Annotated in this window: 12 protein-coding genes; 5 read left to right on the top strand and 7 right to left on the bottom strand. The window is 48.0% G+C overall.

What is annotated here, in order from left to right:
• Positions 1-334: 334 nt before the first annotated feature.
• Positions 335-2,524: a hypothetical protein gene (locus ABWV76_RS12335; protein WP_353376075.1), complete on the bottom strand. Its 2,190-nt coding sequence runs from the start codon at positions 2,522-2,524 to the stop codon at positions 335-337.
• A gap of 494 nt (positions 2,525-3,018) precedes the next feature.
• Between ABWV76_RS12335 and ABWV76_RS12330 the strand changes: the two genes are divergently transcribed.
• The gene (locus ABWV76_RS12330) at positions 3,019-3,786 is read left to right on the top strand and encodes an SIMPL domain-containing protein (RefSeq protein WP_020412704.1); all 768 of its coding nucleotides are present in this window, start codon (positions 3,019-3,021) and stop codon (positions 3,784-3,786) included.
• Between the two features lie 85 nt (positions 3,787-3,871).
• Here ABWV76_RS12330 and ABWV76_RS12325 read toward each other — a convergent pair whose 3' ends face one another.
• The gene (locus tag ABWV76_RS12325; protein WP_353376074.1) at positions 3,872-4,540 is read right to left on the bottom strand and encodes a DNA-3-methyladenine glycosylase I; all 669 of its coding nucleotides are present in this window, start codon (positions 4,538-4,540) and stop codon (positions 3,872-3,874) included.
• A gap of 226 nt (positions 4,541-4,766) precedes the next feature.
• On the opposite strand from ABWV76_RS12325, the gene ABWV76_RS12320 reads away from it, so the two are divergent.
• Positions 4,767-6,224 (top strand): amidohydrolase, encoded by a 1,458-nt coding sequence (locus tag ABWV76_RS12320; RefSeq protein WP_353376073.1) that lies wholly within the window; start codon positions 4,767-4,769, stop codon positions 6,222-6,224.
• A gap of 134 nt (positions 6,225-6,358) precedes the next feature.
• Here the strand turns inward: ABWV76_RS12320 and ABWV76_RS12315 are convergent, their stop codons facing one another.
• Together ABWV76_RS12315 and ABWV76_RS12310 are read right to left on the bottom strand one after the other, a co-directional pair.
• Positions 6,359-8,542 (bottom strand): S9 family peptidase, encoded by a 2,184-nt coding sequence (locus ABWV76_RS12315; RefSeq protein WP_353376072.1) that lies wholly within the window; start codon positions 8,540-8,542, stop codon positions 6,359-6,361.
• A gap of 79 nt (positions 8,543-8,621) precedes the next feature.
• Positions 8,622-9,998: an SLC13 family permease gene (locus ABWV76_RS12310; RefSeq protein WP_020412700.1), complete on the bottom strand. Its 1,377-nt coding sequence runs from the start codon at positions 9,996-9,998 to the stop codon at positions 8,622-8,624.
• A gap of 452 nt (positions 9,999-10,450) precedes the next feature.
• Between ABWV76_RS12310 and ABWV76_RS12305 the strand changes: the two genes are divergently transcribed.
• From ABWV76_RS12305 to ABWV76_RS12295, 3 genes are all read left to right on the top strand, one after another.
• Entirely contained in the window at positions 10,451-11,125 is a 675-nt protein-coding gene (locus tag ABWV76_RS12305) for an outer membrane beta-barrel protein (RefSeq protein WP_353376071.1), read from the top strand.
• Positions 11,126-11,310: 185 nt separating this feature from the next.
• On the top strand, positions 11,311-11,910 hold the full coding sequence (locus ABWV76_RS12300) for an SLATT domain-containing protein (protein WP_020412698.1): 600 nt from the start codon (positions 11,311-11,313) through the stop codon (positions 11,908-11,910).
• A gap of 41 nt (positions 11,911-11,951) precedes the next feature.
• Complete coding sequence (locus ABWV76_RS12295; protein ID WP_353376070.1) at positions 11,952-12,470, top strand: TrmH family RNA methyltransferase; 519 nt, start codon at positions 11,952-11,954, stop codon at positions 12,468-12,470.
• A gap of 81 nt (positions 12,471-12,551) precedes the next feature.
• On the opposite strand, the gene ABWV76_RS12290 is transcribed toward ABWV76_RS12295, so the two are convergent.
• From ABWV76_RS12290 to purL, 3 genes are all read right to left on the bottom strand, one after another.
• Positions 12,552-13,433 carry an aldo/keto reductase gene (locus ABWV76_RS12290; RefSeq protein ID WP_020412696.1) on the bottom strand — a complete coding sequence of 294 codons (882 nt, stop codon included), beginning with the start codon at positions 13,431-13,433 and terminating at the stop codon, positions 12,552-12,554.
• Positions 13,434-13,639: 206 nt separating this feature from the next.
• Positions 13,640-13,963, bottom strand: coding sequence for a TfoX/Sxy family protein (locus tag ABWV76_RS12285; protein WP_020412695.1), 324 nt, complete (start codon positions 13,961-13,963; stop codon positions 13,640-13,642).
• Positions 13,964-14,357: 394 nt separating this feature from the next.
• The gene (purL, locus tag ABWV76_RS12280; RefSeq protein WP_353376069.1) at positions 14,358-18,224 is read right to left on the bottom strand and encodes a phosphoribosylformylglycinamidine synthase; all 3,867 of its coding nucleotides are present in this window, start codon (positions 18,222-18,224) and stop codon (positions 14,358-14,360) included.
• Positions 18,225-18,400 lie beyond the last annotated feature (176 nt).

Here is an 18,400-nt window from a genome sequence, read left to right as displayed (position 1 = left end):
GCAAACTTATCTGGAGAAGATATTGCGGTAATAGGACTTCAAGCGCCAAACGAGAACCCGGAGCGACATGCTTGCAGACCAGTTAGTCAGAAGGCAAGAATTCAGGCAGTTAACCAAATATATTTTAAAAAACTTATAAATCTTGACCAAAGCCCTGGTAAATCAAACAGACCGCACAGGAAGAACCCCACATCTGGATAGATTTTTTGTCCAAATTTTAACCAGGCCGAAAAATAGCAAATGTGAAAAAGGGGGCTTCCCCCCCTTTTTAGTCAACAAACCCTCTATAAAAAGCGCGCAGAAAATTAAAACTGCTGATCAAATTACAATCGAATTAGTTAACGCTTTTTGAGTGATAAATCATCGCCTGCCACGTATTCTGCTGACCACCACCATAGTTTTCAAAAGTTGGGTTCTTGATGTAACTCCAAGCTACCTTGCCACCACCCATATACATAGGCTCATCCAATCCACCCCAACCATGATTAGGCAACTGAATCGGCCCTTCAAGAACATTCAAGTCCGCATCAATTTCCATCACATAGTAGGCCTTGGGAACCAAGAGACGTAATGACTTTGGGCTATAAATTCGATCAAAGGGTAAGTTATCCGAGATACACTGGAACTTGGCATATCCGAATAAATAACGACCATTTTTTAAGTCAACTAACTGAGGATCACTAACCTGGCAATCATTATCCTCTACCAGCCACTTAAAGCCTTGCCCACTAATGCTTCCACTACCATTGACCTTAGCAATACCAATGCGTGTCAGAGAGGAAGGATCCAGAGCATCTCCTGAATAAAGTCCTTGACGCTCAATTGAAGGAAACTGGGCTTTCTCTGGGTACCAATAATTGTAAGACATATAAGAGAGGAAGCAGTTATTTTCATCATAATCTGAACACTCCTCGTCAAATGGCCCCTCTTTGCTAGGGTCTACACCCACTTCATCTTGTAGAAACCGATCCATATCGGCATCAGCAATAAATTTTGGAGAGACAATTAATGACAAATTAGTATCTGCATCCAGGGGCACAACAGTATGCCCTCCACCATTGGAGACCATTGCCGCGGTTGAAGGTACAAAATGGTTAAAATAGCCTTCAGAACTCGAACTTGAGGTTTCCATTTTAATCGCGATAGTTCCAAGCTGACCGTGAGTGCTGCCAATCCAGTCATTCCAGTCGCTAGTGCATAGAGCCCCATATTTCTCATTATCGGGATTATAGAATGCCCGGATATTGACAACATGGCCATCGCCACAAGCCCAATACCAACCGCGATTATCCGAACCACTCATATTCAGCGACCAATCATTTCGATTGATAACCGTTAAGCCCGCAGAATAATGTGAGTCCCCTTCATTATCGAATACACGGGCTGAGGCCGAGAAAGCATAGCTAGACCTCCCCTGGCTATCTGTATCCACGTAAACCAATTCTTCTGTTCCCACATGAGATCCGCCATGCATTTTATTTACTACATAAGCATCGGGCGTTTCACTCAGAGCTTCGCTCTCCCACTCCAGCAGCCATATCTGATCATTATATTTGTAACCATTGTCACGAATATGTTGTAGAAGAGCATCGTGATCGGCAGAGGATAAATTATCTATGATATATTCCATTTCCTCCTGCATTTCAGCACCTTTAATGGTAGTGAAGGAAGGTGATTCACCGAAATCAGTATCAGGGAACGTGCTTTTCAAACCGGGGAGAAAATCATCAAATTTTAATGTCGGGTGCTCAGTGAAGAAATCAATGAATTTTCCATGATTAGTGGCCACCATTAAGCCAATTTCATTACTAATTCGTGCTTCAATTTTGTCAATATTATCTTCCATTGTCATCCAACCGCTACCATACTGCTCCACAAGGTCCCCTTGAACCTCGTAGCGTTCATGCGCCTGGTAATCTGTATTACAAAGTACTGCCACTCGGGAGCAATCTTTGCTCGCGGCAATACCATGGGATTCATGACATTGTTTTAAAATTGTCGCATTGCCTGTCTGGTCGAAGCTGGAGGTTTCGGGGTTATATTTTAGTTCATACACGGAACCATAGGTGGTATCGTCAGCGCTGGTCCCCTCAGATAAAGTTGTTGAGACAAACATTCGGGGAATCTCGGTGTCCGTCGCACAGGTAGCTACATAGTTACGAATAGGGATATCAATGTCATTTTCATTCTGCTCACCATCTGTCCGAGCAATATAATGAGCCATTTGATAGACTTCTTTGGCGTTATTCATTGCATCAGGCAAGGTCACATCCACAGCTGTCAAAGTGGCAAATCCAAGCTCAGTGACTTCTACATCACCGACCATCACTGAAGTACCGACATTATCTGATATTGGCGTATCACCTGCGCCTCCTTGCCCATTTCCGGAACCCTGTCCACTACCACCATCTCCTGCAGGTTGGTCAGTATCAGAAGATGAGTCTCCCCCGCCACCCCCACCACAGGCGGTCAGAAGTGTTACTAAGGTAACTGCAAGTAATTTCTTGTTAAATAATGTTCCCATGAGTTCTGCTCTTCCAGAAAGTCGCTACAAATATAGTTATTGGCTGGGCCTAGCCAGGTTGTCCCACCTAGAAACAACGGCCGACCTTAAAGGCTATGCAATCGATTTTCTGCGAAGTAGCTAAAGCAAAAAGTGTCTACTGGTTCAAAGTAAGCCTGAGGAATAAATATGCATAGGATAAAAACCTGGAAAAAGTATAGATAAAAGCTTTTATATAGATGAAATTAGCCAGAAAAATTCCCTAAAAAGACTTTCCTTAGCCCCCGGGTGACCCAAAGTCATCTAGAAAAGTTATTTGATAAAAATCAGAATTTATTTCCCCAGAACGCCTAACACTCAACTTGTCACACTTTGGCAATTTAAATCAGTTTTTAGTGATTTTGGTCACTTATGACTAATTAATGACCTCGGAGGGGTTTGCAAATATAATTACAACTTCAGCTAATTTTTAATATAAGCCCACCAACAACGACTTTTCAAAGTGAGAAATCAAAATGAACAGGATGCTACTGTTATTTACCTTTCTTCTATCCAATATCTGCGTAGCCGAACCAGAGATAAAGGGTTCTCCTCAAGAATTACGCGGAATCCTATATCCTGCAGACAATATTGTCACAATCCGTGGTAGCGCTGAAGAAACCGCTTATTCTGACCGTGCCATCATCAGCTTAGTCGTTACTACCGAAGAAGAACAATTATCAGATGCCATCACAGCAAATCACTCTCTTCGTACAAAGCTCCGACAGAGCCTCATTACAACAGGCATTGATCAAGATAAAATCAAGAACTCCAGATTTTCTTCTTCTCCACAATTTGGCTGGCTAGGCAAAAGGCCTAACAGCTACAAAGTAATGAATCGAGTAGCAATTACAATAGAGGGAGAAGATCAGCTACAAGCTGTCGCCCGGCTCGCAGATCAAAATAAAGAGGTTATGATTGTAAACACTGCATTTGAGCATTCAAAAGAGAGGCAGACCAACAAAGAGGTACAGTCTCAAGCCCTACAAAATATTTTACAACAGAAAACCGACTATGAGATGGCTTTGGGTGTAAAACTAATACCCGTCGGCATTCGGAAAAATAACACGTACTTTCGAGCCACCGGTGGTGCCATGGCTATTGAGGAAGTCGTAGTCACTGGCTCCAGAGTACAACAGGATGACCTTTACTCTTTCGAGCAGGAACCTTCCTTTGATGAGATTCTATATGAAGCAGATCTTGCAGTAGATTTTAGAATTCAGTCTGAGTCCAGAACCCAATAAATCAGCCTTTGAATAAGGGCTTGACTTCGGTATCTGAATGAAGCGCTGGATAGCTATCACCACCCCCTATCCAGCACCCCTAAACTCACCCTACAGATAGTGACAATATCTGGCTAATTTCATTCAAACTGCGATTGGATTGCATTTGCCAGGTTTCAATTGCTTCTTGCAATGCTGCCCAGTCCTTTTTTGAAGAGGGAGATTTATCCACTACTCCCTCCCTGACAAGCGCCCTTATGGTATCGCTAGCAAAAACCAGAGTATCTACCCCCATTCGGCGTAAGAATACTTGAGCAGTTTTACCTCCCAACCTATCTCCGCCCCTGCGCAGATACTTTAGATTCTCTATATAATTAGCTGTATTCCAGCTGGAAAAATAGCTTCCCAGACTGCCGTGCTTATTAGACAGCTGCCAAAAAAAATCTGCATTCCTTGGTATCGATCGTGTTTTCGTCCAATGCTTTATCATTCCCTCCTGGTGCATCAGGTCATCAAGTACCTCTTCCGGCAAGTACCGGCAAAAAGATAGGTCAAACCCATGAAAGATATTCTCAATACCTGGCCATTTTTTCTCCACCACCTTCCAGCTAAATCCCGCCTGAAAAACAGCCCTTGAGGCGGCAGATAGCCACTGACTATTGGGAATAGACTGGATCTGCTCCGCCGCCTTGGGTTTTGTCAATCTTGCTTCAAGGCCTGACTCTCCTCCAAATCTATCAATTACCGGAGCCTCAATATCTAAAAAATTACGCATGTAAAAATACTCCGTAAAAATTCATACCGACTTATATCAGCCTAAAGCAAGGACGACTAGTAAAATGACAAGAGACTTTTAAATAGGGACTCACTCCCAGCCTGATTTCTGGTGAGTAAATTAGGACTCACCTGACTAATGAAAACAGAGAAAAACTCTCCCCAAACTGATACTTTGTATACACCTACTTTCTTGAATATCTATTTTATAACAGCAGGAGTTCCATATGGTCCGACGTACACTCCCCGCCCTTATTTTTGCTATCTCAGTTGCTACAGCAGATGCTTCAGGGCCTGAATCACTACCAGAGGATGCTAGTTGGGTTAGCAGCCAATCTGAACAGATGAAATCCCAGGCTATTGAACTCGCTGATCACCTGTGGAGTTTGGCCGAGGTAGGTTATCAGGAAACCCTCAGCAGTGCGGCCATCCAAGCTCAGTTGAAAGCTGCGGGTTTCAGGATCGAAGAGGGTATCGCAGACATACCCACTGCTTTCGTCGCCACCTTTAAACAGGGACGAGGAGGACCAACCATTGGACTACTGGCAGAAATGGATGCGCTACCCGGAGTCTCCCAAAAAGCGGTGCCCTACCATAGCCCGATTGAGAAGCAGAACGCTGGGCACGCCTGTGGACATCACTTGTTTGGCGCTGGATCAACAACAGCAGCGGTTATGCTCAGTCGTTGGTTACAGGAAACTGACACGGACGGTGAGATTCGCCTGTATGGTACGCCAGCTGAGGAGGGAGGCTCTGGCAAGGTCTATATGGTAAGAGCTGGCGCTTTTGAAGATACCGACATAGTTCTACAGTGGCACCCGGGTGACCAAAATGAAGCTCACCCACAATCCAGCCTGGCAAACAAGTCTGCAAAATTTCGTTTCAAGGGTATTGCCAGCCATGCAGCCGCTGCACCTGAACATGGCCGCTCCGCTTTGGACGGCGTCGAGGCTATGAACTTCATGGTAAACATGTTGCGTGAACATGTACCAGACAGCACCCGCATTCATTATGTAATTACAAATGGTGGAATGGCACCCAATGTCGTTCCAGCCAATGCAGAGGTCTTTTACTATGTACGTGATCGCAGTGCTGCAGACCTAGAGCCAGTATGGTCACGCGTGGAAGAGATAGCGCGCTCTGCCGCCCAAGGCACAGGTACTGAAGTGGAGTGGGAGGTAATTCATGGTAACCATAGTCTTCTACCAAACCAAACGCTGAATCGCCTTATCGATTCCAGTATGCGGCAATTTGGCGGTATCCAGTACTCAACCGATGAATTGGAATTTGCCAAGAACCTGGAGGGACTTACTCACCGCCCCGGTCGTCAAATCGGTGACCAAGAAAACATTGTCGACTATAACCCTAGCGAGGCCCCCTTCCCCGGCTCCACCGATGTGGGGGACGTAAGTTGGAATGTGCCTACAGGCGGTTTTACCACCGCAACCTGGGTTCCGGGCACATCAGCCCATACCTGGCAGGCCGTAGCGGCAGGAGGGACAAGTATTGGTCACAAAGGGATGCTTTTAGCTGCAGAAACCCTGGCACTCACTGGAATTCAATTACTGAAGTACCCTGAACTGGTGGAACAGGCTAAGCAAGAGTTCAGCCATAAGCGTGGAGAGAGCTTTGAGTACATCCCCCTTCTCGGCAATCGCAAGCCACCGCTTGACTACCGCAAATAAGTAAATTTCACTCTCTCTTGAATTAGAAAAGGGAAGCAAGCCTACCAAAAGCTTTGCCTCCCTTATTTCCAAGCTGCAACTTTCGCTACATCCTCAAAGTGGAGAAGTGCGCGTTTCTTAAAGTGAGACTCCAGTTACTCTACAGGTACAGCAACTGCCTCCTGCCCGATGAGATCCAGATAAAAGGCATACTGCAAAGCAGTTTCATGGTAACGGCGAAAGCGACCGGAAGAGCCGCCATGTCCGGCCTCCATATTTACATTGAACAGCAGCCGGTTTTTATCAGTTTTAAACTCACGTAACTTAGCCACCCACTTCATAGGCTCAAAATACTGTACCTGGGAGTCATGCAGGCCAGTAGTTACAAGCAGATTGGGATAGTCTTGTGCCTTCACCTGATCGTAGGGTGAATATGACAGCATATATTCATAGCTATCTTTATTATTCGGGTTTCCCCATTCATCATATTCGTTGACTGTCAGAGGAATAGACTCATCCAGCATAGTGGTCACAACATCGACAAATGGTACTGCCGCAGTCACTCCCCGATATAACTCCGGAGACATATTCACGACGGCCCCCATTAACAGACCACCGGCACTACCGCCTGAAGCGAATATCTTATCTGGAGCGCCATACTTCATCTTAGTAAGGCCTTTGGTTACATCGATAAAGTCCGTAAAAGTGTTCTTCTTATTGAACATCTTTCCATCTTCATACCAAGCCCGCCCCAATTTTTGGCCGCCGCGAATATGAGCAATCGCAAATACAAAGCCGCGATCAAGCAGTGAAATCACAGAAGAGCGGAACCAGGGGTCCACCGTACTACCATAGGAGCCATAAGCGTACTGCAGTAAAGGGTTAGAACCATCCTGCCGGAATTTATCTTTCCGATACACAAGAGATACCGGCACTTTTACCCCATCGCGGGCAGTAATCAGAATGCCTTCACTTTGATAGTGCTCTGGATCAAAGCCACCAGGAACTATATCTTGCTTAAGCAGCTCCAGATTACCGGTATCTAGCTCGGCCTCATAAACACTATTTGGTGTCGTCAAACTCGAATAAGATACCCGTACGCTATTAGAATCCAGGTTGGGGTTCGCGCTCAGACCCAATCTATATACTGGATCATTAAAACCTACCTGAATATCTTTATTGTTCTCGAGATTGATAATCCTAAGACCCGTTTGACCAGCTTTTCGCTCTATCACAGCAAGGTGATGGTTAAATAAGGTGAAATCTTCCAATAAAACATCGTTGTTGTGTGGTATCACCTCCTGCCACTTAGACTTATCTGCAGCATCTGCCAGTGCAGCTTTCATCAAGCGGAAGTTTTCAGCTTGCCAATTGGTCAGGATATAAAATTCATCTCCCAGCTTTAGAGCTGAATATTCATGATCCTCTTCGCGGGGATGCAAAGGTGAAAAGTCAGTGAGCGGGGCGTTAGCATCCAGGATTGACTGGCCACTGCTGGTTGTGGAACTGTGGTGAATCCTCACCAGCTCCCCATCTCTTGATTTGGAAATCCAAGTATAAAATGCTTTGTCACGCTCTTCATAAACAACGACATCTTCACTTTGCGGCGTCCCTAACTTATGGCGCATTACCTGATAACCAAGCAAGGTCTGGCGGTCTTTATTAATGTAGAAAACTGTCTGGTTATCGTTAGCCCAAACAGCTACCGGGGAGGCATTCTCCAACTTATCAGGCAGCAATTCCCCAGTTTTCAGATCTTTGAAACGAATAGTGTAAACACGACGCCCTACATTATCCTCCGGATATGCCAACAACCTATTGCTGGGAGACACCCCTAGGCGCCCAACACTGAAATAACCTGAATCTTTCGCCAGTTGGTTGACATCCAGCATCACCTCCTCAGCAGCTTCCAGGCTACCTTTACGGCGTGCATGAATAGCATATTCTTTTTCCGGCAGGTAACGGGTGTAATACCAGTATCCATTGTGGTACACAGGTACAGTTGATTTATCCTTCTCCAGTCGCCCCGTCATTTCCTCAAAGAGTAGTTCCTGCAACTCTTTAGTGTGGCGCATAACAGTATCAGTATAAGTATTTTCCGCCTCAAGATGCGCGATGACTTCTGGAGCCTTGCGTTCGTCATCGCGCATCCAATAGTAGTTATCTATACGCTCATGACCGTGCACAATCATCTTATGAGGCACTTTTTTAGCAACTGGAGCCGATGGCTGCTCAGAAGGTGTTATTGCATCTAAATTAGCGTTAGCTGTCTCATCACTGGACTTGCCACAAGCGGCAAGGCCCAGGGCGAATACTAACGTCGCGGTGGTGGTTTTCATTGATTCTTATTCCTCTACAGTTCCATTTTCTTATTCAAAATACATGACCAGACGATCAAAAAAGCAACTGCCAGCCGCTCTATGCCAATATCAATCCACACATCCCCGCAATAATGAGTGAAGCGGTCACGCTCAGCACTGCACCCTCCCGCACCATATCCTGCATACGCACCTTTCCTGTGCCATAGGCAATGGCATTAGGCGCCGTGGCAACTGGCAGCATAAAAGCACAACTTGCGCTCATAGCGGCGGGAATCATCAACACCATGGGATCGAAACCTGCGGAGGTGGCCGCTACAGCGAGGATCGGCATTAGTAAAGTCGCCGTAGCTGTATTACTGGTAATCTCTGTCAGGAAAGTAACCCCAAGACACAAAATAACCAACATCAACCACAGCGGCATTGCAGTCAGGAATGAGAGCCCATTCCCAAGCATGTCGCTCAACCCTGAGGCAGTAAAGCCCTTGGCAAGGGCAATACCACCAGCAAAAAGCAGTAGCATTCCCCACGGGATTGTCTCAGCAGTCTGCCAATCCAGCAGACGCCCCCCTTTGCCATTCGGTACCATAAACATGGCTACCACTGCCGCGAGGGCGACCGTACTATCCCCAGCAGCCCCAATTCCCAGCCAATCACTCCAGCCACCAAATGGTGCGTTGCGCGTAACCCAAAAAAAGATTGCCACCCCAAAAACTATCAGTGTGCGCTTTTCTTCAGCCCGCCACTCTCCAATCACCGGCGGTTCAATTTTATTTTTCAGATGCACATTACGGGTTAGCCAAAGAGCCATTATTGGTAAAGTTACCAGGGCAACCGGTACTCCCACCTTCATCCAACCCAAGAAACTGAATTCCCTGCCAGTCACCTCTTCATAGATTCCCATAAAAATCACATTAGGGGGGGTCCCAAGGGGCGTGCCCACCCCCCCGAGGCTGGCTGCGTAAGCGATACCAAGGATTAATGCGATAGTAAGACGTTCATTTTTTATGCGGGAGAGGATTGCCAAAGCAATGGGTAACATCATTAGGGTTGTGGCAGTGTTGGAAATCCACATGCTGAGGAACCCGGCAGCCAGCATAAAACCCAAAACCAAGCGCCGGCCACTGGAGACCCCAAAGAGACGCAGCATATAGAGGGCAAGGCGCTCATGGGCACCACTCTTTTCCAGGGCCTTCGATAAAATAAATGCGCCCATCAGCAGTAATATCACATGACTGCCCAAAGAGGCTGCTACCATTTTGTGGTCTGCAACTCCAAATAAGGGCAAAAGCACAAAAGGTACCAAAGACGTGGCGGGAATAGGCAGGGCCTCAGTAATCCACCAGATGACCGTCAGCAACGTAATTGCTGCGGTAACTGCAGGCAGATACTGCATCCCTACCATGGATAAAAAGAAGTAGAAAGCCACTGCCAACAATGGCCCCAGAACTATGAAGCGCTGCCGCGCAATCGACATACCTGCCCCCAAAATGCGTAAGGGTAAATTTGTTATTGGTTTATCTATCCTTTCGGGTAATCAGATTCGGTGTCCTCAGCCCTCCAGGTGGGCACACAAAATACAAGAAAGCAGACACTAAGCGCAGTAGTTTGAGATAAGAAAATCCAAAAGTATCCGCAGTACACAAAACCCTATCAGTCGCTGTTTAAATTTCACTCAATCGATAACAACAATGCCATCAAAAGAGCAAATATTCACTTACCAGGAAAGCCCGACAGGCCTACAAATTGGAAATGAGGCACTTTTAGTAAATCAGGCGCAAATGTACAATAGTGACAATTTATTATTTTGTTATTTTCTTTCCAAGCAAAAGCTAAAGACCTCCACATAAGCCAGGGACCTCAACGAACCCTATTATTTTGTAGGAGGCACTGATTAAAGGCTTGAGCATCTGCTTCTAGAGGTACCCTTTGAAATACACCACTCTTGTTACCCTTATTGCGCTGGCCAGCACCGGCGTTTACGCTGAAGAAAAACCTTTCTACTTGAAAGCTTCACTCGGCCATACAGAGTTCGATTCAGAAAGCTCCTACGCACTTAGAGAGAACCTTAGTTCTACAGGTTATGCCTTTATTTTTGGCTACCGGGTAAATAGCTATATTGCTGTTGAGGGGGGTATGACTGATCTGGGAAGTATCCGCAGAGACTATGAATCTAATGTTCACGGCCTCGAATGGTACATTGACGATGATGATTTCATAGTGGAAAACTATGATTACAAAAGTAAACAGGAAGCTGAATATAACTCCTATAGCGTAGGATTAGCTCTCACAGCACCAATTCAGCAAAACCTAAATGCTGGTATTCGCCTTGGTGTTCACCAGTGGTGTGAAAACAATAGCGGCCAAAGTGAGACCTCCGGTACTCTCAACTGGTATAACGGTGATCGTGAGCTGCTGGAGGTAGAACCCTACTATAGGTCTTACAGCTGGGACAATGAAAAGGATAGCGGCAGCAACCCTTACTATGGTGTGGAAGTGAATTGGACCACTCGTGACTGGAGTATTAGCCTGGAGCACACTGTCTACGAGATTCAAGATGATAAAGCCAACTTCTCTGCAGTGGGCGTAACCTATAGTTTCTGATCCCACGCCAAGAGACTGGGGCTTTGTTCGGCAGGTACTCACTTACTGTTTACACGGGGCCCCACACAAAACTTGCCTATAAAACATACACGCCCATAATTCCTCCCCTCCCTTTTCCTGTACATATCATGATTATCCGGCAAACTATCACCCTCAAAGTGAGTGCAAACAGGCGGAAGGGATTCATGAGTTCGATACCCAATACAGTTGAAGTACTGGATAAATTGCGTTGGAACGCACACCTGTGTAAGCACAGCCACTTCCGGGCCTCTATGAAAGGCCGAAACCTGCACGTGCTCTGCGGTGTACCAATCGTAGTAGTTAACTTGTTCTTAGGCTCCCTGTTCTTTTCCCTGATCAATGCTGAACTGCCTGACTGGACCAAATGGACTGGCGCTGCACTGGCATTAATAGCGGCGCTGCTGGGGGGAATTCAGACTTTTTTCAATTTCAAAAAGAACTACGAAGGTCATCGTCAAGTAGGCAATGAATACCTGGCGATTGCCAGGGAGTGTGAGCGCCTGATAGCACTCTACTTCGACCGCATCCTCGACCTCGAGCACCTTTCCAACAAGGTCTCCGAGCTAAACACCCGCTATAGTGAAATCAATCAAAGAGCCGAAGAGTTTATTGTATCGGACAAAGTCTACCGCCAGGCCATGCAGATCCAAAACCAGAAAGCCAGTCGCGAACCCTCCCTGGTGGAGAGAATGCGTAAGCTGCAGAGTAGATCTCACGTAGAAGCCAAAATAGGCTCACAGACATCAACAATAGAACACCCCTGAAACATTTTAGGGACCTGGCAAAGAACTTCAGCAGTAGTAACATGCAAAAAGAGCACAACGATCATTCACCTGGCAGACATAAGTTTTCTCTCTGCTACCTCGCCACTGACATCCGTACCCCCAGCAACGTGGGGGGGCTCTTTCGCATTGCCGATGCTTTGGGCGTGGAGAAAATTTACCTGGCAGGAAAGAGCCTAGTACCGCCAAACTCCAAGATCCGCAAAGTTTCCCGTTCAACAGAACAGCAGATCCCCTATCAATACGAGAATGATGCCCTAAAAACTGCCCAACGATTGAAAACAGAGGGGTATCAAATTATCTGCCTGGAAATTACATCACATAGTGTTGAATTAAGTCATGCCCCAGTTACCGGGGGTGATAAGATCTGTTTGGTTCTAGGTTCGGAGAAAGATGGAATTGGTGAGGAATTATTGAAGATAGCCGATGCAACTGTACATATAGTTATGCAGGGAGTTAACTCCTCAATGAATGTGACATCGGCCTGCGCTATTGCAAGTTATGAAATTCTGCGCAAGATAACTTCTAAACATCAAGATTGAAATGGAGAAATCCAGAAAATTTAATTTAACAAAGAACCTGACATCAAAATCAGTAGAGTTGTAAATTTCTTAAGTTCTCTCTTAATCCGGCACTTTTAAAGTCATATTAATTTTATGTACATAATCCGGGTCACCACCAAAACGTTTATTACAATTCAAGCTGTTTATTACCTGAATATCTGCATTACTCAGATTAAAATCACTCAACAAAAAATTGGTCCTAATATTCTCTAAGGACTCCGATTTGGGCACTACAATACGGTGCTGTTGGATATTCCACTTCAAAATTACCTGTGCAGGCGTAGCTGAATACTTATCGGCGATTTCGGCTATCACCGGATCCACAATTGGCTTTTCAGCAAGAGGCACACCGCTCCAACTTCCCGATCCTAGAGGAGAGCAACAGCCAATAGCAATTTTGTGAAACTGGCAGTAATCGACCAAAGGCTGTTGAGTAAAGTATGGATGCAACTCTATTTGATTAATAACCGGTCGCACTTCAGCAAAGGTCGCAATCTGCTCGATATCCGATTTGCGAAAATTTGATAAGCCCAGCGCCCTTACCTTTTTCTGCTGGTATAATGCCTCCATAGCCTCCCAGGTTTCACGCGTATAAGCGGGAACAGGCCATTGAATCAAATACAAGTCCAGGTATTCCAGCTGCAATCGCTCTAGGCTCCGAGCAAAGGCATCATGGGTTTTTGTCCCACCCTGTTCCGTATCCCAAACTTTACTGGTAATAAAAAGTTCTTCCCTGGGTAGGCCAGACTCCTTTATTGCACGGCCCAATGCCCGCTCATTTCCGCAAATCGAAGCGGTATCAAACAACCGGTAGCCAATAGCGATAGCTTTTAAAATAACATCAGTGACGTACTCATCATCCTGCTGCCAGCTGCCCAGCGCGGACATTCCCATTCCAATCTGGGGAATTTCCACACCATTATTTAATTCGATAAAATACATGATCGATACCCTTAGCGAATACCGCGACCGAGTGTCACAGCAATCTCCTACGGCTTCTATTAAAAGTGCTCGGCGCTGATTGTAGATGGCACAGTGTTTTTTAGCGAGAAGGCTTACTGAGGGGAAATAGCAGATAAAGCTTCAGAACCGGAGTGCAATTGTCGGCTCTTTTTTCTCACCGTTATGCTGGCCTCGCTATGTTAAAATTACTTGGGAGGCAGAGAACCGGCAAACTCGGCACCGCGATTTACCCAGTTATCCAAATCTTCCGCAACGGCATCCTCTTCAACATACACCATACCTTTAAGGGGCCTGCCGGTAAAATCCATTGGCCTGGTATAGCGCTCCGCCAATGCATCCTGGTAATTGTCCGGCCCAACACGAACCATTAGCTCTTCCCCAACTACACCACAAGCCATATTGCCATTTAACATAAATGCCAGGCCACCAAACATCTGTTTCTCACTCAGACCTTGATTTCCCTGCAGTAGGTTGCGCACTTTTTCTGCCAATGTTTCATTGTACGCCATGACAATCTCCTTAATTACTTTTGCTAAATGGGGAAAAATGCTTTGGGTACTGCCGTGATCCGCTCTGGTTAGAAACTGGCGGACAAAAGATAAATTGAGAGGGAATGATGAGTGCCCTTCCACGCTGCAAGCACCCATAGCAAACAGAAAAGTATTCAATAATCGATACAGATAACTGCACCATAGCGAAAAAAGTTATTTCGAATAATCGTTTAAGTGTAGCAGGAAATATCAAGTCATCTTCTGGCATGGCGGATTAGGCGCCATGGACATTTAAAAACTGTGAAAGCCTAGGAGGGAAATCGTGGCGACAACGACAATGTCGCCACGACAAACATCGGGGCACCTTGGGATTTCCACCCATCCGAAAAGTACCACCGACAGAAGATCTGACTTAGTCGACAAACACCCGCGCATTGCGGAACAAGCGCATCCAGCCGGAATCTTCTTTCCACTCATCTGGATGCCAGCTGTTGCTGACAGCTCGGGCAACACGCTCGGGGTGCGGCATCATAATAGTCACGCGGCCATCCTCAGAACTCAGGGAGGTAATACCATTGACCGATCCGTTGGGATTGGCCGGGTAAGTTTGGGTGATTTCCCCTTTGTTATTCAGGTAGCGCATCGCGATAGTACCGGAAGCTTCACACTTCTCCAGCGCCTGCTGGTCGGCAAACTCCACGCGCCCCTCACCGTGAGCAACGGCAACCGGCATGTAAGTACCCGCCATACCTTTAAACAACACGGAAGGTGAGTCTTCAATGCCCACCAGTGCGAAGCGCGCTTCATACTGCTCAGAGAGGTTTCGCACAAAGCGCGGCCAGTGATCCGCACCTGGAATCAGCTCTTTGATCACTGAGAACATCTGGCAACCGTTACACACCCCCAAGCCGAAGGTATCGTTGCGATTGAAGAAGCCCTCAAACTGATCGCGGGCACGATCGTTAAACAGGATGGTTTTAGCCCACCCCTCACCAGCACCTAGTACGTCGCCGTAAGAGAAGCCACCACAGCCCACCAAACCCTTGAACTCATCCAAAGCGACACGACCAGACAGGATGTCACTCATATGTACGTCGACAGCGTTAAAGCCAGCGCGGTGGAAAGAGTGCGCCATTTCCACCTGGCTATTCACGCCCTGCTCTCGCAGTACAGCAACTTTCGGGCGAACACCTTTAGCGATATAGGGTGCGCTGATATCGTCGTTGATATCGAAAGTGAGGTTTACTGTCAGGCCCGGGTCTTCTTTGGCGATTACAGCAAATTCCTGCTCGGCACACTCGGCGTTATCGCGCAGGGATTGGATGCGGAAGCTGGTTTCCGACCAGATCTGCTGCAATTCAGCACGGGAGCGCTTGAAGATTTCAACACCGTTATTGGTGATGCACAGGTGTTCGTTATTGTTCAGGTAACCGATCTTGTGGGTGGGTACACCCACAGCGGCAAAGCGCTGTACCAGCATATCCGCTTCACAGGCGGGAACCTGCAATACCGCACCCAGCTCTTCACTGAACAGCGCCGCAATCGGGTCTTCACCCAATTCGTAGATTTCCACATCCATACCCACGCGGCCGGCAAAGCCCATTTCCGCCAGGGTTGTAAACAGACCGCCGTCGGCGCGGTCGTGGTAGGCCATGATCAGGTCTTCATTCAGAGCCTGCTGTACCACCTCGAAGAAACCTTTCAGCTTCTTGGCATCATCCAGGTCTGCGGGCTTGTCACCCAGCTCGTTGTAGACCTGCGCCAGACAGGAACCGCCCAAGCGATTTTTGCCGGCACCCAGATCGATAAACAGTAACTCACTCTCACCTTTATCGGTGCGCAGCTGCGGTGTCACTGCCTTGCGGACATCAGTTACCGGAGTAAAGGCAGAAATTACCAGAGACAGCGGTGCGGTAACCGCTTTCTGCTCGCCCTCTTCCTCCCAGGCAGTACGCATAGACATGGAGTCCTTGCCCACCGGGATGGTAATGCCCAACTCGGGACACAGCTCCATACCCACCGCCTCCACGGTGCGATAGAGTTTTTCCTCTTCACCCGGATGGCCCGCAGCACACATCCAGTTGGCGGAGAGTTTGATATCGGACAGTTGCTTCACTGGGGTACAGGCGATATTGGTAATTGCCTCACCCACGGCCAGGCGGCCCGAGGCCGGCGCATCCAGCAATGCCACCGGAGTGCGCTCACCCATAGACATGGCTTCACCGGCGTAGCTGTCATAGGCAACGGTAGTTACCGCGCAATCGGCCACCGGCACCTGCCAGGGTCCGACCATCTGATCGCGGGAAACCTGGCCGGTTACAGTGCGGTCACCGATAGTGATCAGGAAGCTCTTGCTAGCCACTGTAGGCAGGCGCAGCACCCGCTCAGCCGCTTCATTCAGATCGATATCGGCAGTGGAAAACGCCTTGGTTTCCACCTGGCGAGTTTCTGCCTCGCGGTGCATGCGCGGCGGCTTGCCGAACAGTACCGACATCGGCAGATCCACCGGCTTGGAATCGAACTGCTTGTCATTTAAGAGCAGGTGTTTGTCTTCGGTGGCCTCACCAACAACGGCGTAAGGCGCGCGCTCGCGCTCACAGATTTGCTCAAAGCGCTCCAGGTCTTCCGGCATAACCGCCAGTACATAGCGCTCCTGGGATTCGTTACACCAGATTTCCAGCGGGCTCATACCCGGCTCATCGCAGGGCACATTGCGCAATTCAAAATTGCCGCCGGTACCGCCATCTTTCACCAGTTCGGGGAAAGCGTTGGACAAACCACCCGCCCCCACATCGTGGATAAAAGCAATGGGATTACTCTCACCCAGCTGCCAGCACTGGTCGATAACCTCCTGGCAGCGACGCTCGATTTCCGGGTTCTGGCGCTGTACCGAAGCGAAATCCAGATCTTCAGAGCTGGAGCCGCTGGCCATACTGGAAGCGGCACCTCCACCAAGTCCAATCAGCATGGCCGGGCCACCCAGCACTACCAGTTTGGCCCCAGGGGAAAATTCGGGCTTCTCCACATGCTCTTCGCGGATATTGCCATAGCCACCAGCCAGCATAATCGGCTTGTGATAGCCGCGGCGCTCGCCGTCAAAATTCTCTTCGAAAGTACGGAAGTAACCACAGATATTTGGGCGACCAAATTCGTTGTTAAATGCCGCACCGCCGATGGGACCCTCAATCATAATATCCAGGGCGGTCACGATACGCTCGGGTTTGCCGTAATTGGACTCCCAAGGCTGCTCCCAGCCGGGAATCTGTAGGTTGGAAACAGTAAAGCCGGTCAGACCGACTTTCGGCTTGGATCCGCGACCCACCGCACCCTCATCACGAATTTCACCACCGGCACCGGTACCGGCACCGGGGAAAGGTGCGATCGCTGTAGGGTGGTTATGGGTCTCCACCTTCATCAGCATATGGATAGCTTCATTACTGAAGCTATATTCCTTGCTTTCCGGATCGGGGTAGAAACGACCGGCTACATTGCCCGCCACAACTGCGGCATTATCGGCATAGGCAGACAATACATTGTCACCTCCTTTACGATAGGTATTCTTGATCATGCCAAACAGGGAATGCGGCATCTCTTCGCCGTCGATAGTCCAGGAGGCATTAAAGATCTTGTGGCGGCAATGCTCGGAATTCGCCTGGGCGAACATCATCAACTCTACATCAGTCGGATTACGCTCCAGTTCTTGGAAACTGGTGAGCAGATAATCAATTTCATCTTCGGCAAGAGCCAGGCCCAAGGTAACGTTGGCATCCTCAAGCGCCTCGCGGCCGCCCTCGAGGATATCCACTCCGCGCAATGGGCGCGGTTCTTCTTCGACGAACAGCTGCTCCGCTTGCTCAAAGCCGGAAAACACCACCTCAACCATGCGATCGTGCAGCTGTGAAGCCAGAGCCTGGCGTTCAGCGTCAGTTAATTCCACGCCAGTAAGGTAGTAGGCAATTCCCCGCTCCAGGCGATGGATTTTTGTCAGTCCAGTATTGTGGGCAATATCCGTGGCCTTGGAAGACCAGGGGGAAATAGTACCCGGACGAGGCGCCACCAGGATCAGCTCTCCTTTGGGCTCATGCTGTTCCTCAGTCGGACCATATTGGAGCAGCCGCTCAAGCAGCGCCATCTCCTTGTTATCCAGTGAGTCGCTATCTGCAAAGTGCACGAACTCAGCGTAGAGGTCGTCTATGGTCGGTTGCAGCGCGCGCAGTTGATTGAGCAGTTTTTTATGGCGGAATTTCGACAGTGCGGGAGCACCACGCAGAACTAGCATTGCGGGAGGTTGCCTCTTGTCTGAATGAGAAAAAATGTGCAAAAGAAGGATCGCACAAGGCCCCGAAAATTTGAGAGGCGCAATTGTACCTGAAGCATCGCCAGTCCAACACACCCGCCGACCACTTGCATATACATGAACCAATTAGCAATCAATATGTTCAAAAGGCGAGCAAA

The organism is Microbulbifer sp. NBRC 101763 (genome assembly GCF_040371615.1).
GTDB lineage: Bacteria > Pseudomonadota > Gammaproteobacteria > Pseudomonadales > Cellvibrionaceae > Microbulbifer > Microbulbifer variabilis.
Note: the sequence above shows the minus strand (reverse complement) of the source record. Positions and strands in the feature narration are given on the sequence as shown.